Origin of the sequence: Lysobacter ciconiae (assembly GCF_015209725.1) — a bacterium.
GTDB classification, from domain to species: domain Bacteria; phylum Pseudomonadota; class Gammaproteobacteria; order Xanthomonadales; family Xanthomonadaceae; genus Novilysobacter; species Novilysobacter ciconiae.
On record NZ_CP063656.1, the window covers coordinates 2,811,422 to 2,829,335 of the forward strand.

A 17,914-nucleotide genomic window follows, 5' to 3' on the forward strand; every position below is an offset into this window, starting at 1 on the left:
TGGAAGTGCAATGACTGACGCAATCGCATTGGACGCGGTCGACAAGTACTACGGCCAGCGGCAGATACTGCGCGACCTGACGTTGCGGGTTCCGCTTGGCAGCGTGTTCGCGTTCCTCGGCAACAACGGCCACGGCAAGTCAACGACCATCCGCTTGATCACCGGGCTGACGCGCGCGCAATGCGGAAGCATCCGCGTCCTCGGTCACGACATCACCCGGGAACGCCGGCGGATACTCGCGCAGACCGGCTGTCTGATCGAAGCGCCCAGCAGCTACCCGAACCTGACCGGCGCGGAGTTCCTGTCCATTGGGGTCAGCCTGAAGAAGCTGGCGCGGACCGAAATCCACCGGGTGCTGGAGCTGGTCGACCTGCGCGGCGATGGCCGCCAGCGCATCCAGCACTATTCGCTGGGCATGAAGCAGCGCCTGGCCCTGGCCCATGCACTGCTCGGCAGCCCGCGACTGCTGGTACTCGACGAGCCGACCAACGGACTGGACCCCCATGGCACCCAGCAGATGCGCCGGCTGCTGTCCGGGTTGCCGGCGATGGCCAACTGCACGATCTTTTTCTCCAGCCACAACCTTGATGAGGTGGAGAAAACCGCCAGCCACCTTGCCGTGCTCCACGACGGCGCCGTCCGTATCCAGACCTCGGTGCCGGACTGGCAGAAAAGTCTGGCTGGCGTGCTCGCCCTGGACCTGTGTGACGCCGGCAAGGGCGCGTTGGCGTTGCAGTCGATGGGCTACGCGACCACCACGGACGAGTCCGGCCATCTGCTCGTCGCCGATGTGGACCGTCAGCAGGCCGGAGTGCTGCATGCACGCCTGATGGCGTCGGGCTTGACCCTGTACCAATCGACGCTGCGCAAACCGAGCCTGGAGCAGTGGTTTCTCCAGACCTCCGGCCACCACGGGAGCGCGACATGATCCTGCGCCTGCTGCGGGTCGAGCTGCTGAAAATCCGGCGCTCGCTGGTACTGCTGGTGACCGTGGCCTGCCCGCTGGCCATCGTCGGTCTGATGCTGCTGGTCGGGCTGCGCGACGTCTCCCCGGCCGAGATGACGCCGGATCGCTGGAGGATGCTCTGGATGAGCATTTCGGCGATGTGGGCCTGGTTCATGCTGCCGTTGTTCGTTGCTCTTTCCACCAGCCTGATCAACGGAAACGAGCACCGCAACCAGACCTGGCGCCTGATGCTGAGCCTGCCGGTTGGCCGCACCGAGCTGTTTGCGGCCAAGGCGCTGGTCGCGGTGGTGCTGGTGGTGGTGGCGCACACGGTGCTGTTGGGTGCGACGGTGCTGGGGATTGCGGCGCTGGGAATGTCGGGCTTCCCTCTCGCTGGCGCGTTGGATGGCGTTCCCGACAGGGTCGTGTGGGCGGCTCCGCTGGCGGTGCTGCCGTTGCTGGTCATCCACCACGCGCTGAGCTGGCGGGTTGCCTCCATCGTGCCGCCGATTGCGATGGGGGTGGTGGCGACGTTCGCCGCGATGCAGATTGGCGGTCACTCGGAGGCCTGGGTGTGGTGGCCGTGGACGTACCCGCTGATCGCGACCAATGCCGCCTCGGAGGCCGCGCGGGAGTGGGTGCTGATACTTGCACCGGTGGTTGCGGCGGGACTGTTTGGCTTGAGCGCGTGGTGGCTGTCGCGACGTGAGGTCACCTGACGGGTGGACAAAAAACCGCCCGGTGAGGGCGGTTCTGTTTTCGCTGGTGCGCTTCGAGGGCGCGCGGTCAGAACGCGTTGATCCCCGTCAGCTCCCGTCCCACCACCAGCTGGTGGATGGTCTCGGTGCCCTCGTAGGTGATCACCGACTCCAGATTCATCGCGTGGCGGATCGCGCAGTGCTCGGTGGTGATGCCGGCGCCACCCAGCAGGTCGCGGCACTGGCGGGCGATGTCGATCGCCATGCGGCAGTTGTTCCACTTGGCCAGGCTGACCTGGGTCGGCGCCATCGTGCCGGCATCTTTGAGTCGACCCAGCTGGACGACCAGCAACTGCGCCATGGTGATGCGGCGCGCCATGTCGGCCATCTTCAATTGGGCCGACTGGGTCGCCGCCACCGGGCGGCCGAACAGGATGCGCTCCTTGGTGTAGCCGAGCACTTCGTCCAGGCAGGCAATCGCCGCGCCGATCGGGCCCCAGGTGATGCCGTAGCGGGCTTGGGTCAGGCAGCCCAGCGGACCCTTCAGGCCTTTCACGTTGGGCAGGCGGTTGGCTTCGGGCACGCGCACGTTGTCAAAGAACAACCCACTGGTGACCGAGGCGCGCAGGCTCATCTTGTGCTTGATCTCCTGGGCGGCGAAGCCCTGTATGCCCTTCTCGACCACGAAGCCCTGGATACCCTCATCGGTCTGCGCCCAGACGATCGCGATATCGGCCAGGTTGCCGTTGGTGATCCACATCTTGCTGCCGTTGAGGACCCAGTCGCCGCCGTCCTTTTTGGCGCTGGTCTTCATGTTGGCCGGGTCGGAGCCGCCGTGCGGTTCGGTCAGGCCGAAGCAGCCGATGGTCTCGCCGCGCGCCATCGAGGGCAGCCAGCGCTGCTTCTGCTCCTGCGTGCCATAGGCGAAGATCGGGTACATGCACAGCGAGGACTGCACCGAGACGAAGCTGCGGATGCCGCTGTCGCCGCGCTCCAGCTCCTGGCAGATCAGGCCGTAGGACACCGAGTTCAGGCCGCCACCGCCGTACTCCTCCGGCAGCGATGAACCCAGCAGGCCCAGCTCGGCGATCTCAGGAATCAGCTCGCGCGGAAAGCGGCCTTCATCGAACGCATCGCCGATGATCGGCAGCACGCGCTCGTCGGTGAACCGCGCCACCGTGTCCTGCACGGCGCGCTCCTCCTCGGTCAGCAGGGAGCGGGTGTCGTACAGGTCGTAGGGATTGAGGGACATGGTCGGTCTTCTTGTGGAAAAGGCCGCCCCTTGGGGCAGCCGGAATGGGGGAGGAAACGGGGCAGACCTCTGCGGACCCGCGCAGCCGATGCCGCGCGGGTCCGTCGGCGTGTCGCATTAGAAGCGGTAGTTGACCTCGACGCCGAACATGCGCGGCAGCGACGGCGAGACCGCGAAGTCGACCAGGTTGGTGACCTGCAGACCCGTCAGTGGCGGCACGTTGGGCATGGCCACGTACTTCTGCGGATCGATGGTGCGCTGCACGTCTTCCGGAGTGCGGTCGTTGAAGGCGTTGGTCACGTAGGCACTGACCTGCAGCGCGTCGCTGGGGCGCACGCTGAAGCGGAAGTTGGTGCGCGTGGACGGTGCGATGCTGGCCAGGTTGTCGACCTGCACGTAGCGGCGGCCCTCGTAGGTGGTGTCCGTGTTGGCCGACCAGCCCCAGCCATTGGCCAGCTGGCCGTCGTACATCAGGCCAAAGGAGAGCTTGGTCTTGGGCACGCGCGGCAGCATGTTGCCCTTCGCATTCGCACACGCACCGTCGTTCAGGCTCGGGGCGACGCTGGGGCAGAACAGGTCGGCCTGGTACTGGCTGATGAAGCTGATGATCTTGGCATCGGTGTAGGAGTAGTTGAGCGAGGCAAGCCAGCCCTCGGCGAACAGCCACTGGGTCTCCAGCTCGGCGCCGCGGATGCGCGACTCGCCCACGTTGGTGGTGTAGCTGGTCGAGAACAGGCTGCCGTTCTTGCGCGTCACCGAACCGGTCGCGGTCAGCTGCTGGTTGTCCCAGTTGATCTGGTAGACGTTGGCGTTGACCCGCAGGCTGCGGTCCAGCCAGTCGCTCTTGATGCCCAGCTCGTAGTTCCAGGCCTTTTCTTCCTGGAAGGTCTCCAGGCCACGCGAGATCAGTTCATCGCGCCCTTCATCGCTCAGGTCGGCGCGATAGATGTCGACGTTGAAACCGCCCGGCTTGGTGCCCTTGGAGACCAGTCCGTAGACGTTGATGTTGTCGGCCGCCTGGTAGCTGAGCGTCGCCCGAGGGGTGAAGCTGGTGAAGGTCTCGCTGAGTGCGTAGGGCTGGGTGTAGATCACCCCGCCGAGCGCGCGCGTGTCCACGCCACCCTTGCTGATCTCATCCTTGGCGTAGCGCGCCTCCAGCGAGGTCGTCCACTGGTCGTTGATGTGCCAGTTGAGCAGGCCGTAGATCGCCTTGTTGACGGTCTGGTTGTCGGGGTTGGTGCGCAGCGGATTGACGCTCATGTTGCCTGGCAAAACGAAACCGGCCAGGTCGCCGGTCAGGCCCGGATGGCCGCTCTGGCTGTAGTAATACACGCCACCCATGCCCGACACCGCGCGCGACTGGTCGCTGCTGACGCGCAGGTCCTGCGACCAGTCACTGGTGTTGGTCAGGCCGATGGTCTCGAAGGCGCCACCGTAACCGCGGTTGGGGCTGTAGTCCTGGTCGGTACCGGCGTAGGTGGAGGTCTCGTTGTAGGCCGAGGTGGAGGTGAACTTCCAGCCATCGCCGAAGTGATAGTCGACCACCACGCTGGCGCGCGAGAGGTCGGTCTTGCGGCCGGGGAAGTAGCCGGCCACGCGGAACTCCTCGGTGTTGATCCCGTACTCGGACGGCGCCTTGAGGTCGCCGCAGTAGTAGCCGCGGTGGCGGTTGGCGAGGATCGGATAGAGCCCGAAGTACAGGCTTCCGGTCTCCTGGGGCAGGAAGCAGTTCATGTTCTCGGTGCCGACCAGGGCGATCGCGAAGTGGTCGTCACGGCTCTTCTGCCGGCTGGCGCGCGCGGTGATCTCCAGGTTCTCGCTCGGTGCCCAGGCCACGGCGCCCATGACGCTGTTGGTCTCGGTGCCGCCCAGGTCCTTTTTGCCCGATGCCTGGTTGAAGAACACGCCGTCGTTGCCGCGCTGGTTGATGCTGACGTCGTAGCCGAAGCTGCCGTCTTCATTGCCGCCCGAATAGAACAGGCCGTACTTCTTCTGCCCGTAATCGCCGCCGCCGATGGTCAGTTTGCCGCCGTCGAGCGAGCCGGGACGGTGGGTGATGAAGTTGACCGCGCCGGAGAACGTGCGGCGGCCGAACGCGGCCGACTGCGGGCCACGGATGACCTCCACGCGCTGGATGTTCTCCAGGCCGTAGCTGGAGATGTCGCCTTCCACGAACACGCCGTCGATGAAGAACGACGCGTTCGGCTCGCCCTGGATGTTGGACATGCCGCGGATGACCGGGCGGTCGAAGCCGCGCCCGTAGGCGGAGCGGAAGGAGAAGCTGGGGGTCAACGCGGCGATGTCACGCACGTCGTTCAGGCCCTTCTTCTCGATCTCCTTGTCGGAGATGGCGCTGATCGGCAGCGGCATCGTCTGCAGGGTCTCGGTGACGCCGCGGGCGGTCACGGTGACGGTATCGAGCTGGGTGGCGCTGGCGGCGGGCTGCGGCTGCGCCTGCTGGGCGAACGCCTGTGGCGCGGCTACGAACAGGGTGGCCGCAATGCAGGCACTCAGCAGTTTCGGTCGGGGCGTAGTCATTGTCGGAACTCCGATGGATCTGGTTTTGGTTGTTGGGTCAGGCCGCCAGGACGGCGGCCACGGCTCGTTCGCCGGACACGACCGCGGCTTCCATCCCGGGCTTGTCCAACGCGTTGTGTTCACCGGCAAAGTGGATCCGTCCCAGACGCTTGCCGCTCCATTGCACGGTGTCGGCCACCCGGCCGGGAGCGATTTCAGAAAAGGCACCGTTGGCGAAACGGTCGTTGCCCCAGCCGCGCGTGGCCAGGGGTTCCAATGCACCCACGCTGGCCGGGCGCAATGCGGCCAGCTGGTCCATCGCCCACTGCATGCGCGCGTCGGGTGCCAGGCGATCGGCCTGGTCGGCGCCGTCGCCGTTGAGCCAGACGATCAGGCGCTGGATGGTGCCGGCAGAATCGGGTACCGCCATGACGCGCTGCAGGGGGCCGTCATTCCACATGTTGACCGGCAGGCCGTCGCTCTCCCAGAACGGGCGCGTGGGGTGGAGGTGGATGGTGGTCACCGAGTTGCTGCGGCGCGCGGCCCACACGGCGGCCTGCTCCGGCGGCGGCAGCGGATCCAGCCGGATCCGGCTCAGCGGACCACTGGGCACCGTCATCACGACGTGGTCGGCGCGGAAGCGGCGCCCGTCCGCGCAGGTCACTTCGATGCCGCGGCGGTTCTGCTCCACGCCGAGCACTTCCATGCCCAGCAGCGGCGGCGCGTCCAGGGCCGCGGCCATGGCTTCGGGCAAGGCCTGGCTGCCCTGGGTGACCCAGGCCGGCGGAGCGCGCGGAGCGCCCTGCAGCTCGGCCTGGCGGCGCAGGGCGTCCAGTGCGCTGATGGTCCGCAGCGAGGTGTAGCTGTCGGCGACGTCCATCCAGTCCAGCGCCTGCGCGGACCAGCCTTTTGATGCCAGATAGTCGCGCAGCGGAATGTCGAGGGCGAGGTTGGCCGGGTCGTCCCAGCCTTCGATCCGCTCCAGCGCCACTTCGCTCATGGCCGCCCGCAGCAGGCCGGGCGGCGGTATCGGATGCTCGCGCACTTTGAGCGTGTTGAGCGGGCTGGTCGCCCAGTCGTCGCTGGAGACGCTCTGCCCGGCCAGCATCAGGCTGGTCGGCAACGGACGGCCACCGGGACCCATCAGGTCGATGTCCGGCGGCGCGATTTCGATGCCGACCCGGCTGGCGTGGGCGTGCACGCGCTCGTAGCCGGCGCCCACCTGCACGCCGCCGACCTCGAAACGCAGGCCCTTGCGCTCGACGGTGTGCAGGCGTCCGCCGATGCGGTCGTTGGCTTCCAGCACGGTCACGCGCGCACCGGCGTCCTGCAGCGCCTGCGCCGCAGCGAGCCCGGCAAGGCCGGCGCCGATGACGATGGCATCGCTGCGTGGTTCACCACTCATGGGCGGCTTGGGCGTCGAATGGCAGCCGAGTATGCCGAGCATCGCGGCGCCCGCGGTGCCTTTGAGGAAGTGTCTTCTATCCATGCTCATTACCTTGCCGGGCAGTGCCGGGGGAGGGAGGCGTCGATCACTTGTTGCGGTCGCCGCTCTGCTGGCGCTCGTGCCACTGCTTGTAGACCGTCCAGCTGGTCATGTTCGGCTGGATCCACTCCCTCGGCGCGGTCGTGTATTGGGGGTACGTGCTGCGCACGCGCTCCTGGATGTCGGCAGGAAGCTCGGCGATGGAGGCTTTCTTGTTGCCCTGGGCGATGTACAGCAGCCCGCCCGGCGCCTGGCCCATCTCCATCCACGGCAACCACGGCCCGGTGCGGGTCCAGCCATAGGACGCGGGCGCCTGGGTGAGGGCCGGGTCTTCGATTGCCACGCGCGGGGTGAAGAACATGAAGTGCTCCGAGCCCATGTACATCTCGCCGGACGACTGCTTGGGGAAGTCCTTCGGCGGCAGCGGGTTGGGATAGGTCAGCGGGATGTTCATCGTCAGCATCAGCTGGTCGCCACCTTCCACCCACGGCACGGTCGAGGGGCGCCCCGGCGGATTGAGCACGTTGTTGACCGGGTCGTTGGCGACCTGCAACACGTGGTTGCGCTCGCCGGTCATGGGGTTGTCCCACTGGTCGAGGATCTCGCCGGTCTTCAGGTCGCGATAGAACGTCAGCTCACGGGTCAGCAGGCGCCAAGTGCCGTCGGCCTGTTTCTCGGCGCGACAGATGTTGTAGCCCTCGAAACCGAGCAGCGCGGAGGGCGCTTTTTCCGGCACTTGCGCGAAAACCGTGCCCGACCACCACAGGATCACGTCCTCCTTCGGGTCCAGCGAACAGCGCATCTTGACCAGCGACTCGATGTTGCCGATGCCGGTCGCCGGCTGCGCGGCCGTTGCCGACGACTGCGCCTGCGCTGCGGGCACAAAGGCACTTGTTGCAAGGGCCAGCACGGAGAAGAGTCGCAACATGCGGATACCTCGTTGATGTTCGGAACCGGCGGGCGGAACAGTGGCTGCCAACAGCCCGGAAAACCGGGCTTCAAAGATGAATGCGTCTTGACCACAACCCCTTAGATGACCTATAGCTATAACATTAGTTCATGATTGTCCAGTCATTTGGATTGCGGCAATCCCGACGCACCGAAACTGAATGGAGCACACCATGTCCCAGCAAGCCCTCCCGCCGAGCTGGCAGCACGTAGGTCGCCACGACGTGTTTCCGAGCAGCGGCCACGACGACACCGCGCGCTTCGACTTCCTGGCCAACCTCAATGGCTACCTGGCGACGCGGTTGAGCCCGAAGGTGCGCGTGGCCTACGACAAACGGGTCAAGCCGGCCTTCGAGGCGGCCCAGGGGCGTGCGCCGGAAACCCGCCATGAGGTCCGCAAGGCGATGGTCGGCGACCCGATCTACCAGACCTGGAGCGCGCTGCGCCGTAGCTCCATGGAGATGCGCCAGCAGGCAGGACGCGGACTGGTGCTGCGGCAGCTGGCGCCGCTGGTGGAGAAGGCGCGCGAGCTCAACGAGGGCTCGCCCAACCTGCAGCTGGACCCGTCGGTGAAGGTGCCCCGCCACGTCAGCGCGGTGGACATCCACTGCATGCCCGGCGGCTACCACACCGAACTGGTCAAGGACGATATCTCCGCAGGTGCCAATTACGACGCCGGCATCTTCGCCACCACCGGCGGCATGCTGGGCCGCTTCAACGATGGCGGCGGCCAGGCGCTCGCGCAGTGGCTGAAGCAGGAGCACCCGGACTTCAAGCCGCGCCGCATCCTCGATCTTGGCTGCACCGTCGGTCACAACGTGGTGCCGCTGGCGCAGGCCTTCCCGGACGCGGAAGTGATCGCCGTCGACGTGTCTGCGCCGATGCTGCGCTACGGCCACGCGCGGGCGCGCTCGATGGGCGTGGACAACCTGCTCTTCCGCCAGGCCGATGCGGAGTCGCTGGACTACCCCGACGGCCACTTCGACCTCATCAGCACCGCGATGTTTTGGCACGAGAGTTCGGCCAGGTCGATGCCCAGAACCCTGCAGGAAGTGCATCGCCTGCTCGCCGATGGCGGCCTGTCGGCCAACCTGGAACAGCCGCAGTACCACGGCATGGACCCGTATGAGGCCTTCGTGCGCGACTGGGATGCCTACAACAACAACGAGCCTTTCTGGAGCGTCATGCACGAGTACGACCTGCGCGCGATGATGGCCGCGGCCGGGTTCGACGACAGCAGGTATTTCGAGACCACGGTGGCCGGTGTGGTCGACCGCAGCATCTTCCCCGAGGCCAGCAACGACGGCGAGGACTACGGCCGCGCCGCCCTGTGGACCATGTTCGGAGCGTGGAAATGAGCGAGCTTCCCGACATCGACGACATCGATCCGATCGCCCTGGCGGGCACGCGCGCCAAGGGCAAGCGCCCGTACTTCTTCAAGGATCCCGACGTCGAGCGCGTGCTCTCGATCGCGATGGTGATCGCGATGGAGCATGCCGTGACCCGCCAGCGGCTGGACGCGCTGGAGCGGCTGATCGAGTCCAAGGGCGTGGCCACGCGCGCCGAGCTGGACGCCTTCCAGCCCGACGCCGCCGCGGAAGCCGAGCGCACCACCTGGATGCAGGAATACGTGGCCCGCGTGCTGCGCATCGTGCAGCAGGAGACCGAGGCGCTGGAGAGCGGCGCGAAGGAACCGCCGATGGCCGACCTGATCGCGCAGATGCGCGACGAGTAAGCCCCAACTGCGCGCCATGGGCTGCGTTGAACGGACCCATCCGCACGCGCGTCAAACACACCCAAGCAAGCAACAAGGACCACGAATGACCGACCTGAAACTCCACATGCCCGCCCTCGCCCGCCACGAAGGCGTCTGGGACGGGATGTACCGCTACTACGACGCCGAAGGCAACAAGACCGACGAGCACGCCTCGCGCCTAGTCTGCCGCATCACCGGCGACGACGCGGTGCCCTACCACCAGACCAACAACTACAGCTGGGCCGACGGCAAGACCGAGGTGCGCGACTTCAAGACCACCTACTCCTTCGGCCGGATCATCTTCGACAACGAGCTGATCTACGGCTGGTGCACCGAGATCCCGGCCGACGACTTCCACCGCACCTTGATGCTGTACTGGCAGCGCAAGGGCGAGGAGGGCCTGGAGCTGTACGAGATGATCCAGCTCTCGGACTGCGGCAACCTGCGCAACCGGGTCTGGCACTGGTACCGCAAGGGCGTGCTGATCCAGCGCACGCTGATCGACGAGAAGCGCGCCAGCCACAACTGGCAGCAGATCACCGGCGACAGCTTTGCCGGCGAGCCGCTCGACGCCTGATCGGCATACAAGCGACACCACCCCATTCCTGGCACCCCCACAAAGGCGGGTGCCTGCAGGAGACCCATCGCATGACCCAACCGACATCCCTGGCGCGTGCGCCCCTGAGCCTGCTGGCATTCGCGCTGCTGTTTTCCACCGCGGGTGCGCATGCCGCAACCCTGGTGGAGAAGGACGGCAGCTACGCGCAGGTGCCGCTGGAAAAAGACAAGGTCGTGATCAAGGTGGTGCAGAACCTGACGCGCAACCTGCAGGACTTCCCCACTGTCAGCGAGGGGCTTGCCCACAACCTGGAGCAGATGACCGCACTGACCCAACGTGCGTGCTCGACCGGCAAAAAGCCCGATTTCATCCTCTTCAACGAGTTTCCGCTGACCGGTTATTCAGATGGCAAACGCGAAGAGAAGCTCAAGTTCACCATTGAGATCCCCGGCACGGAAACCGACGCGCTGGGCAAGCTGGCCAGGGAGTGCGACACCTACATCATCTTTGGCAGCTACGCCCGGGACGAGGCCTGGCCCGGCCACATCCTCAGCCTGAACGCGGTGATCGGCCGCGACGGCAAGGTGGCGGAGAAGTTCTGGAAGACGCGCAACGTCAAGAACTACCAGCCCGACATGGAGATCCCGACCACCACCATCGAGAACGTCTACGACCGCTACGTGGCGATGTACGGCGAGGAAGCGCTGTTCCCCGTGCTGCGCACCGAATACGGCAACATCGCCGTGAGCACCGTGCAGCGCGACACCATGGTCTACAACGCGTTCGCCATGCGCGGGGTGGAGATCATGTTCCGGACCTCCACCCTGTTCTCCAAGCTGGACGTCATGGCGACGGCGAGCTTCAACAACTTCTACTCGGCGATGTCCAACATCACCTTCCCGGCCGACAGCGAGTGGGCGAAGATGGGCGGCGGCTCGGTGATCGTGAATCCCAAGGGCGAGGTCCTGGCCGAGGACCCCAGCAACGATGAGGCGATCATCGAGGCGGAGATCGATATCGGCGCGCTGCGCAAGGGCCGCAAAATCCCCGACTATCCGATGGACGTGACGCGCCCGGTGTTCGAGCAGTACCAGTCGGCGTTCCCGCTGAACCACCTGGACCTGCCGGTGGATCAGCTGCCCGACAACGGCGCGGAAATGAAGGTGCTCATGGACAAGGTGAGTCGCTGGAAGTAGGTGGCGACGGGGCCGCGGCGCGGGACTCGCGGTCGCGGCTGATCCACAACGAAGACCGCCGGCGCACCCGCTCCGGCGGTTTTTGTTCGACCTGTATGGACGGGATCGTTCAGTCCGCGCCGCGGACCCGCAGCGTCAGCCCCTTGAGGAAGTTGCGCAGCAGCTGGTCACCGCACGGGCGGAAATGCTTGTGGCCCGGCTGACGGAACAACGCGGTCAGCTCGGGCTTGGAGATCGGGAACCCGGAGCCGGCGAAGATCTCGTGCATGTCCACGTCCTTCAGCTCGAAGGCGACCCGCAGCTTCTTCAGCACGACGTTGTTGGTGACCCGCTTCTCGACCGGGCGCGGCGGACGGCTCTCGTTACGGCCGCGGTAGTGCAGCACCAGTCCGTCCAGCACGTGGGCGAGGGTGCGGTCGGTGCAGGCGACGAAGCCTTCCTCGTCCTCGCGCTTGAGCAGCGCCGGTACCTCGTCCTTGTCCAGCGGGAAATCCGGATCGGCCAGCTTCGCCAGGTCCACCACCATGCCGTCACTGAGGTCGAGCATGTAGCGGATGCTGCGTAATACGTCGTTGTTGATCATCGGCGCATTTTCGCACCAAACGGGCGGCAGCGGCCTGCGTCCCTAAAATCCGATCTCCGCCATCACCTCTGCGGTCGATTCGCCCAACTCGTCCAGATGCGGGTCGATCCGGCCCGGCTCGTTGGCGAAGCGGATCGGAATACCCAGGTGGGTGCCGCCGTCCGGCGCGGTCCAGACCATTTCGCGGGCGCGGGTGTGGGGATCGTCGAAGGCCTCGGTCAGCGTCTTCACCGGTGCCCAACAGACGTCCAATGGCTCAAGGAAGGCGACCCACTCTTCCAGGGTGCGGGTGGCGAAGGTCTCGGCCAGAAAGGCCTTGACCGGGTCCTGACCGGGGCCGGGCGGCAGCCGGCACAGTGGCGCCAGATCCGGGCGCTCCAGTGCGTCCAGCAGGTTGTCGGCGAACTTGTGCTCGGCGCCACCCAGGGCCAGCCAGCGGTCGTCCTTGCAGCGGTACAGGCGGTACATCGCGTTGCCGCCCCAGCTGCGCTCGTCCTTGACCACCGGATCGCGCTGCTCGGCAAACGGCGGACCCAGCACGTTGGGCAGCCAGGCCATCAGCGCGTCCTGCATGGACAGGTCGATGCAGTCGCCCTGCCCGGTCTTCTCGCGGCGGTACAGCGCCATCAGGATGCCACTCAGCGCCATCAGCGAGCCGGCCATGTCGGCCACCGGCATGTGCGGCGAGGCGGGCGAACCATCGGGCCCGAGGTTGAGGCTGACCACGCCGCTGTCGGCCTGCATCGCCAGGTCGTGGGCGGGCCGTTGTACCTTCGGCCCGGTCTGGCCGTAGGCGCTGATCGAGCAGTACACGATGCGCGGATTGAGCTGGCGGCAGCGCTCGTAGTCGATGCCCAGGCGCTGGGCGACGCCGGGGCGGAACGCCTCCACCACCACGTCGGCGCGCTCCACCAGTCGCGCGAACGCCTGCTTGCCGGCCTCGCTCTTCAGATCGAGCACGATGCAGCGCTTGCCGCGGTGGGTATTGCGGAACCAGGTCGACACGCCGGCCTGCTTGAGGCCGACCTCGCGCACCGGCTCGCCGCTCGGCGGCTCGACCTTGATCACGTCCGCGCCGTGGTCGGCCATCATCATCGTCAGATGCGGGCCCGGCAGGAACAGCGACAGGTCGAGGACGCGGACGCCTTCCAGTTTCATCGTCGACTCCAGAGCGGGGCGGAATACGCCCCAAACGCTTACATGATTGGGGACCTCAGACCACGCCCTGTTCGACCAGCTTCGCGCGCTCGTCGGCGCTGTAACCGAGCTCGCTTAGAATCGCATCGGCGTCCGCGCTCAGCGGCGGGCAGGCGACCCCGTCCACGCGTTGGCCATCGAGCTTGATCGGATTGCGCAGCATCCGCTGTGCACCCTGCGGGTGGTCAACCGACTGCAACATGCCGATCCGCTCCACATAGGGGTTGTCCAGGGCCTGGGCGATGTCGAACACCGGTGCGATCGGGATCTTGCCGGCGAAGCGCTCGGTCCAATAGGCGGTGTCGTGTTGCATCAGCGCCTCGTCCACCAGCGGAGTCAGTGCCTCGCGGTGCTCGCGGCGGGCCGGGAAGTCGGCGAAACGCGGATCGGTGCCCAGCTGCGGGCGGTCGATTCCAGCGATGAAGGTCTGCCAGAACTTCTCCAGCATGCACATCACCATGACCCAGCCATCGGCGGTTCGGTACACCTGACACGGCACCGTCGAAGGATGCGCGGAGCGCTCCAGGCGGGTCGTCTCGTGACCTTCGTTGAGGTACCAGGTGGCGGGATAGCTGAGCTGGTGCAGCGCGACGTCGAACAGGCTCACATCGACATCGCGGCCCTCGCCGGTCCGCATCGCTCCCACCAACGCGGCAAGCAGGCCCATCGCCATCGTGGTGCCGGTCATGAAGTCGACCATCGACAGGCCGAAGCGTACCGGCGGTTGGCCGGGTTCGCCGGTCAGGGCCATAAACCCGGCCTCGGCCTGCATCAGGTAGTCGTAGCCCGGCCACGCGGCGCGCTCGTTGTCGCGCCCGTAGGCGGACAGGTGGGCGCAGACGATCTTCGGGTTGACCTTGCTGAGGGTGGCGTAGTCCAGCCCCAGTTTGGCCGGCTGGTCGCCGCGCAGGTTGTTGAGCACCGCGTCGGCGGTGCCGACCAGTTTCTCGAACACCTCGCGGCCCTGCGCGCTCTTCAGGTCCAGCCGCAACGAGTGCTTGTTGAGGTTGAAGGTCTGGAAAAACTGGCTGTCGCCCTCGCCGAGGAAATACGGGCCGGTGGACCGGGAGACATCGCCGCCGGGGGGCGCCTCGATCTTGATCACTTCCGCGCCCAGATCGGCCAGGTGCATCGAGCCATACGGCCCGGCGCCGTACTGCTCCACGGCCAGGATGCGCACGCCCTTGAGGGGAAGCTCGCTCATGGTGTCGTCTCCTTCCTAGATCGCGTTTCTGGCGACCAGCTGCTTGGCGATGATGATCTTCTGCATCTCGTTGGTGCCCTCACCGATGCACATCAGCATCGCGTCGCGGTGGAAGCGCTCGATCTCGTACTCAGTGGAGTAGCTGTAGCCGCCGAAGATGCGCATGCCTTCCTGCGCGCAGTACGCGCCGGTCTCGGTGGCGAAGTACTTGGCCATGCCCGCTTCCATGTCGCAGCGCTCGCCCTTGTCGAAGGCCTTGGCGGCGCTCTCGATCAGCAGCTTGGAAGCCTCGACCTTGGAGGCCATCTCGCCGAGTTTGAGCTGGATCGCCTGGTGCTCGGCGATCGGCACGCCGAAGGTCCTGCGCTCCTGCGCGTAGCGCACCGACAGGCGCAGCGCGCCTTCGGCGATCCCGGCACCGCGCGCGGCCACGTTGATGCGGCCCAGTTCCAGGCCGCCGAGGGTCTGCTTGAAGCCCTGCCCTTCCACGCCGCCCAAAAGTCGACTGGCCGGCACCTTGTAGTCCTCGAACACCAGCTCGCAGGTATCGATCGCCCGGTAGCCGCTCTTCTTCATCTTGTTGGCGACGATGAAGCCATCGCCCTTCTCGGCGATGAACATGCTCATGCCCTTGTAGCGCGGCTGCGAATCGGGGTCGGTCTTGACCAGCAGCAGGATCATGTCGCCGTGCAGCGAGTTGGTGATCCAGGTCTTGGCGCCGTTGATGACGTAGTGGTCACCCTCGCGCTTTGCGACGGTGCGGATCGCCTGCAGGTCGGTGCCGGCATTGGGCTCGGTCAGGCCGATGCCGCCGCGCAGCTCGCCGGTCGCCATCAAGGGCAGGTAGTGCCGCTTCTGCTCCTCGGTGCCGGCGCGCTCGATCGCCGAGGCCATGATCAGGTGCGAGTTGAAGATCCCGGTCGGCGCCATCCACACCGCCGAGATGCGGATCACGATCTTGGCGTAGATGCTGGCCGGCAGGCCCAGGCCGCCGTACTCCTGCGAGATCGTCGCGCCAAACAGGCCGAGCTCCTTCATCTCCTCGACCAGTTCGTGCGGGTACTTGTCCGCCAGGTCGTACTCGCGCGCGATCGGCGCGACCGACTTCTCGATCCAGCCATCGATGGTGTCCAGCAGCGCCTGCTCGTCCTCGGCGCTCCACTGGGCGTTGGTCTCGTTGCTCATGGCATCAAACCTCAGTAGTTGACCTTGTCTTCAACCGAGTGACCCTGCCTGGCGATCAGCATGGTGCGGTTGAAGGTGCAGACGGTCTTGCCGTCCTGGTTCAGGCCGATCGTGCTGCAGGTGACGATGCCGGCGCCGGGGCGCGACCTGGACTCGCGCTTCTCCAGCACGGTCGACTCGGCATACAGGGTGTCGCCGACGAACAGCGGATGGGTCAGCTTGATTTCCGACCAGCCCAGGTTGGCCACGGCCTTCTGGCTGACGTCGGTCACGCTCATGCCGACCATCAGGGCGACGGTGAACGGGCTGCAGACAATGATCCTGCCGAACTCGGAGGCCTTCGCGTATTCCTTGTCGAAGTGCATCGGATGGGTATTCATCGTCAGCAGGGTGAACCAGGTGTTGTCGGTCTCGGTGATCGTGCGGCCGGGGCGATGCTCATACGTATCGCCGACCGTGAACTCCTCGAAGAAACGACCGAACGTCTCGCGATACCGGTTCTCACCGACTTTCTTGGCTGTCTGGACCATGGGGGGGTTTCCTTTTGTCTTGGCAACGTCGCGTGGGGTGGAAAAGCGGGTGTGGCGGGTGCGCGCCCGTCGGCTGTGACGGGCGGCGCGATATGGATCGGGGCCGGGACGATCAGCCCGCGCGGGCGCCGTGCACGCCCAAGGCGATCGCGCGCTCGGCGGCGATCTCGATCGGCCGGTCAACGAGCTTGCCGTCCAGCTGGATCGCCTCGCCGCGGTTGGCCTGCAGGGCGGCCACCACGCGCCGGGCGCGCTCCAGTTCCTCGACGGTCGGCAGGTAGCGCTGCTGGATCGGATCGACCTGGGCGGGGTGGATCGCGGCCTTGGCGGTGAAGCCGAGCGCGATCACCCGATCGGTGTCGGCGACCAGTCCCGCCTCGTCCTTGATGTCCAGGAACGGCACGTCGATGCAGCCGATGCCGGCCTCCGCGGCGATCACCGCCAACTGCACGCGCGGATGGAAGAAACTCTCCCAGCTGGCGCGGCCGCGCAGGGCGACGATGAAATCAAAGCCGCCGAACATCAGCGCCTGAAGGCGCGGCGTGGCGTGGGCCAGCGCGCGCGCATCCAGCAACCCGCGCGGGGTTTCGATCTGCGCGATCAGGCCGGTGTCGGTGCCGGCGAGTGCGGCGTCGGCATCCAGCAATTCCTGCGCGCTCTCGACCTTGGGCAACATCACGAATGCCGGCGCCAGGCCGGAGGCCTTCAACTCGGCCAGATCCCTGCGGCCCAGCTCGGTGGAGAGTGGATTCAGGCGCAGGCCGATCTCGCTGTAGGACTCGGGGGTATCCGCCAGGAAGGCGAACACCGAGGCGCGCGCGCTGTCCTTGTCGCCCGGCGCCACCGCGTCCTCCAGGTCGATGCAGACCTGGTCGGCGCCGGTGGCGATAGCCTTGGCATAACGCTCCGGGCGCGAGCCGGGCACGAACATCAGGCAGCGGCGCGGATTGACCATCGCATCGGACGAGGACGTGCTCACGGCGCGATGACCTGCTGGCCGCCGTGGGCGATGAAGTGCTCGGCGATGCCGCGGCGGGTCGCGTACCAGACGTCGGGCTTGGTCGAGACGTACTGGAAGAATTTCTCCAGCGCGCCGATCCGGCCGGGGCGACCGATGATGCGCAGGTGCAGGCCGATCGACATCATCCGCGGTGCACTGGCGCCTTCCTCATACAAGGTGTCGAAGCTGTCGATGGCGTAGTCCAGCCAGTCCTTTGGCAGATACGACGGCGCCAGCCACATCTTCATGTCGTTGGTGTCCAGCTGGTAGGGCACGATCACCATCGGCTGGTCGCTGCCGTCCACCGGCGCCCAGAACGGCGCGTCGGCCGAGTAGTCGTCCATGTGGTAGAGGAAGCCTTCCTCCTGCAGCAGCCGGCGGGTGTCGGCGGTGTGCAGGTAGCGCGACAGCCAGCCAACCGGACGGGTGCCGGTGGTGCGCTCGATGCTGTCGGCGGCCTTGCGGATGAACTCGCGCTCCTGCTCTTCGTTGAGGCGGAACTGGTGGATCCAGCGCCAGCCGTGGGAACAGGTCTCGTGGCGGCCGCCATGCAGGTAGGCGGCAATCTCCGGCGCGCGCTCCAGCGACAGCGCGGCGGCCGTGTAGGTGCTGGTGACCTCGTACCTGTCCAGCAGCGCGGCAATCCGTGCGTGGCCTTCCTTCACGCCGTAGCGGTAATTGGACTCGTTGCCGTAGTTGCGGATCGGCTTGGTCAGGCTGACGGCGAGCTCATCGACGGGCTCGGTGATCCTGTCGCCCTCGCCGATGCTGTACTCGGAGCCTTCCTCGACATTGACCACGACCGACAGCGCGAGTCGGGCGTCGTTGGGCCAGGCGTAGGTGCTTTGGGACATGGA

At 66.3% G+C, this 17,914-nt stretch carries 17 protein-coding genes; 6 read left to right on the plus strand and 11 right to left on the minus strand.

All coding sequences use genetic code 11. The annotated features are described in order from the left end of the window. Positions 1-10: 10 nt before the first annotated feature. Positions 11-928 (plus strand): ABC transporter ATP-binding protein, encoded by a 918-nt coding sequence (locus INQ41_RS12675; RefSeq protein ID WP_193984995.1) that lies wholly within the window; start codon positions 11-13, stop codon positions 926-928. Then, positions 925-1,665 (plus strand): ABC transporter permease, encoded by a 741-nt coding sequence (locus INQ41_RS12680; RefSeq protein WP_193984997.1) that lies wholly within the window; start codon positions 925-927, stop codon positions 1,663-1,665. Before INQ41_RS12675 ends, INQ41_RS12680 begins: the two co-directional genes overlap by 4 nt. 67 nt (positions 1,666-1,732) lie before the next feature. On the opposite strand, the gene INQ41_RS12685 is transcribed toward INQ41_RS12680, so the two are convergent. The 4 genes from INQ41_RS12685 to INQ41_RS12700 all read right to left on the minus strand — a co-directional run bounded on the left by INQ41_RS12685 (position 1,733) and on the right by INQ41_RS12700 (position 7,827). Then, positions 1,733-2,896: an acyl-CoA dehydrogenase family protein gene (locus tag INQ41_RS12685; RefSeq protein ID WP_193984999.1), complete on the minus strand. Its 1,164-nt coding sequence runs from the start codon at positions 2,894-2,896 to the stop codon at positions 1,733-1,735. Positions 2,897-3,013: 117 nt separating this feature from the next. Further along, the gene (locus INQ41_RS12690; RefSeq protein ID WP_193985001.1) at positions 3,014-5,434 is read right to left on the minus strand and encodes a TonB-dependent receptor; all 2,421 of its coding nucleotides are present in this window, start codon (positions 5,432-5,434) and stop codon (positions 3,014-3,016) included. A gap of 37 nt (positions 5,435-5,471) precedes the next feature. After that, a complete protein-coding gene (locus tag INQ41_RS12695; RefSeq protein ID WP_193985003.1) occupies positions 5,472-6,902 on the minus strand; it encodes a flavin monoamine oxidase family protein in 1,431 nt (476 codons plus the stop codon). Positions 6,903-6,945: 43 nt separating this feature from the next. After that, positions 6,946-7,827, minus strand: a complete 882-nt coding sequence (locus INQ41_RS12700) for a DUF1838 family protein (RefSeq protein ID WP_193985005.1) — start codon at positions 7,825-7,827, stop codon at positions 6,946-6,948. Positions 7,828-8,020: 193 nt separating this feature from the next. Here INQ41_RS12700 and INQ41_RS12705 point away from each other — a divergent pair, with 193 nt between their 5' ends. The 4 genes from INQ41_RS12705 (at position 8,021) to INQ41_RS12720 (ending at position 11,358) form a co-directional block, all read left to right on the plus strand. After that, the gene (locus tag INQ41_RS12705) at positions 8,021-9,205 is read left to right on the plus strand and encodes a class I SAM-dependent methyltransferase (RefSeq protein WP_193985007.1); all 1,185 of its coding nucleotides are present in this window, start codon (positions 8,021-8,023) and stop codon (positions 9,203-9,205) included. After that, on the plus strand, positions 9,202-9,582 hold the full coding sequence (locus INQ41_RS12710; RefSeq protein ID WP_228076618.1) for a hypothetical protein: 381 nt from the start codon (positions 9,202-9,204) through the stop codon (positions 9,580-9,582). The genes INQ41_RS12705 and INQ41_RS12710 overlap by 4 nt, the downstream gene beginning before the upstream one ends. Positions 9,583-9,667: 85 nt before the next feature. After that, positions 9,668-10,180 carry a DUF3598 family protein gene (locus INQ41_RS12715; protein WP_193985009.1) on the plus strand — a complete coding sequence of 171 codons (513 nt, stop codon included), beginning with the start codon at positions 9,668-9,670 and terminating at the stop codon, positions 10,178-10,180. A 71-nt stretch (positions 10,181-10,251) separates the two neighbouring features. Beyond that, positions 10,252-11,358, plus strand: coding sequence for a nitrilase-related carbon-nitrogen hydrolase (locus tag INQ41_RS12720; RefSeq protein WP_193985011.1), 1,107 nt, complete (start codon positions 10,252-10,254; stop codon positions 11,356-11,358). Between the two features lie 109 nt (positions 11,359-11,467). Here the strand turns inward: INQ41_RS12720 and INQ41_RS12725 are convergent, their stop codons facing one another. The 7 genes from INQ41_RS12725 to INQ41_RS12755 form a co-directional block, all read right to left on the minus strand. Beyond that, complete coding sequence (locus INQ41_RS12725; RefSeq protein WP_193985012.1) at positions 11,468-11,941, minus strand: YehS family protein; 474 nt, start codon at positions 11,939-11,941, stop codon at positions 11,468-11,470. Positions 11,942-11,983: 42 nt separating this feature from the next. Then, positions 11,984-13,099 (minus strand): CaiB/BaiF CoA transferase family protein, encoded by a 1,116-nt coding sequence (locus INQ41_RS12730; protein ID WP_193985014.1) that lies wholly within the window; start codon positions 13,097-13,099, stop codon positions 11,984-11,986. A gap of 55 nt (positions 13,100-13,154) precedes the next feature. Beyond that, entirely contained in the window at positions 13,155-14,342 is a 1,188-nt protein-coding gene (locus tag INQ41_RS12735) for a CaiB/BaiF CoA transferase family protein (RefSeq protein ID WP_193985016.1), read from the minus strand. Between the two features lie 15 nt (positions 14,343-14,357). After that, positions 14,358-15,527: an acyl-CoA dehydrogenase family protein gene (locus tag INQ41_RS12740; protein WP_193985018.1), complete on the minus strand. Its 1,170-nt coding sequence runs from the start codon at positions 15,525-15,527 to the stop codon at positions 14,358-14,360. An 11-nt stretch (positions 15,528-15,538) separates the two neighbouring features. Next, positions 15,539-16,057: a MaoC family dehydratase gene (locus INQ41_RS12745; RefSeq protein ID WP_193985020.1), complete on the minus strand. Its 519-nt coding sequence runs from the start codon at positions 16,055-16,057 to the stop codon at positions 15,539-15,541. Between the two features lie 112 nt (positions 16,058-16,169). Then, entirely contained in the window at positions 16,170-17,036 is an 867-nt protein-coding gene (locus INQ41_RS12750; protein WP_193985022.1) for an HpcH/HpaI aldolase/citrate lyase family protein, read from the minus strand. Then, positions 17,033-17,911: a polysaccharide deacetylase family protein gene (locus tag INQ41_RS12755; RefSeq protein WP_193985024.1), complete on the minus strand. Its 879-nt coding sequence runs from the start codon at positions 17,909-17,911 to the stop codon at positions 17,033-17,035. The genes INQ41_RS12750 and INQ41_RS12755 overlap by 4 nt, the downstream gene beginning before the upstream one ends. Positions 17,912-17,914 lie beyond the last annotated feature (3 nt).

What these genes read in the sequence shown, in the direction of transcription:
- INQ41_RS12705 (WP_193985007.1), top strand. Translation starts at nt 8,021, where the DNA reads ATGTCCCAGCAAGCCCTCCCGCCGAGCTGGCAGCACGTAGGTCGCCAC.
- INQ41_RS12680 (WP_193984997.1), top strand. Translation starts at nt 925, where the DNA reads ATGATCCTGCGCCTGCTGCGGGTCGAGCTGCTGAAAATCCGGCGCTCG.
- INQ41_RS12745 (WP_193985020.1), bottom strand. Translation starts at nt 16,057, where the DNA reads ATGGTCCAGACAGCCAAGAAAGTCGGTGAGAACCGGTATCGCGAGACG.
- INQ41_RS12710 (WP_228076618.1), top strand. Translation starts at nt 9,202, where the DNA reads ATGAGCGAGCTTCCCGACATCGACGACATCGATCCGATCGCCCTGGCG.
- INQ41_RS12715 (WP_193985009.1), top strand. Translation starts at nt 9,668, where the DNA reads ATGACCGACCTGAAACTCCACATGCCCGCCCTCGCCCGCCACGAAGGC.
- INQ41_RS12690 (WP_193985001.1), bottom strand. Translation starts at nt 5,434, where the DNA reads ATGACTACGCCCCGACCGAAACTGCTGAGTGCCTGCATTGCGGCCACC.
- INQ41_RS12695 (WP_193985003.1), bottom strand. Translation starts at nt 6,902, where the DNA reads ATGGATAGAAGACACTTCCTCAAAGGCACCGCGGGCGCCGCGATGCTC.
- INQ41_RS12725 (WP_193985012.1), bottom strand. Translation starts at nt 11,941, where the DNA reads ATGATCAACAACGACGTATTACGCAGCATCCGCTACATGCTCGACCTC.
- INQ41_RS12685 (WP_193984999.1), bottom strand. Translation starts at nt 2,896, where the DNA reads ATGTCCCTCAATCCCTACGACCTGTACGACACCCGCTCCCTGCTGACC.
- INQ41_RS12755 (WP_193985024.1), bottom strand. Translation starts at nt 17,911, where the DNA reads ATGTCCCAAAGCACCTACGCCTGGCCCAACGACGCCCGACTCGCGCTG.
- INQ41_RS12730 (WP_193985014.1), bottom strand. Translation starts at nt 13,099, where the DNA reads ATGAAACTGGAAGGCGTCCGCGTCCTCGACCTGTCGCTGTTCCTGCCG.
- INQ41_RS12700 (WP_193985005.1), bottom strand. Translation starts at nt 7,827, where the DNA reads ATGTTGCGACTCTTCTCCGTGCTGGCCCTTGCAACAAGTGCCTTTGTG.
- INQ41_RS12720 (WP_193985011.1), top strand. Translation starts at nt 10,252, where the DNA reads ATGACCCAACCGACATCCCTGGCGCGTGCGCCCCTGAGCCTGCTGGCA.
- INQ41_RS12740 (WP_193985018.1), bottom strand. Translation starts at nt 15,527, where the DNA reads ATGAGCAACGAGACCAACGCCCAGTGGAGCGCCGAGGACGAGCAGGCG.
- INQ41_RS12735 (WP_193985016.1), bottom strand. Translation starts at nt 14,342, where the DNA reads ATGAGCGAGCTTCCCCTCAAGGGCGTGCGCATCCTGGCCGTGGAGCAG.
- INQ41_RS12675 (WP_193984995.1), top strand. Translation starts at nt 11, where the DNA reads ATGACTGACGCAATCGCATTGGACGCGGTCGACAAGTACTACGGCCAG.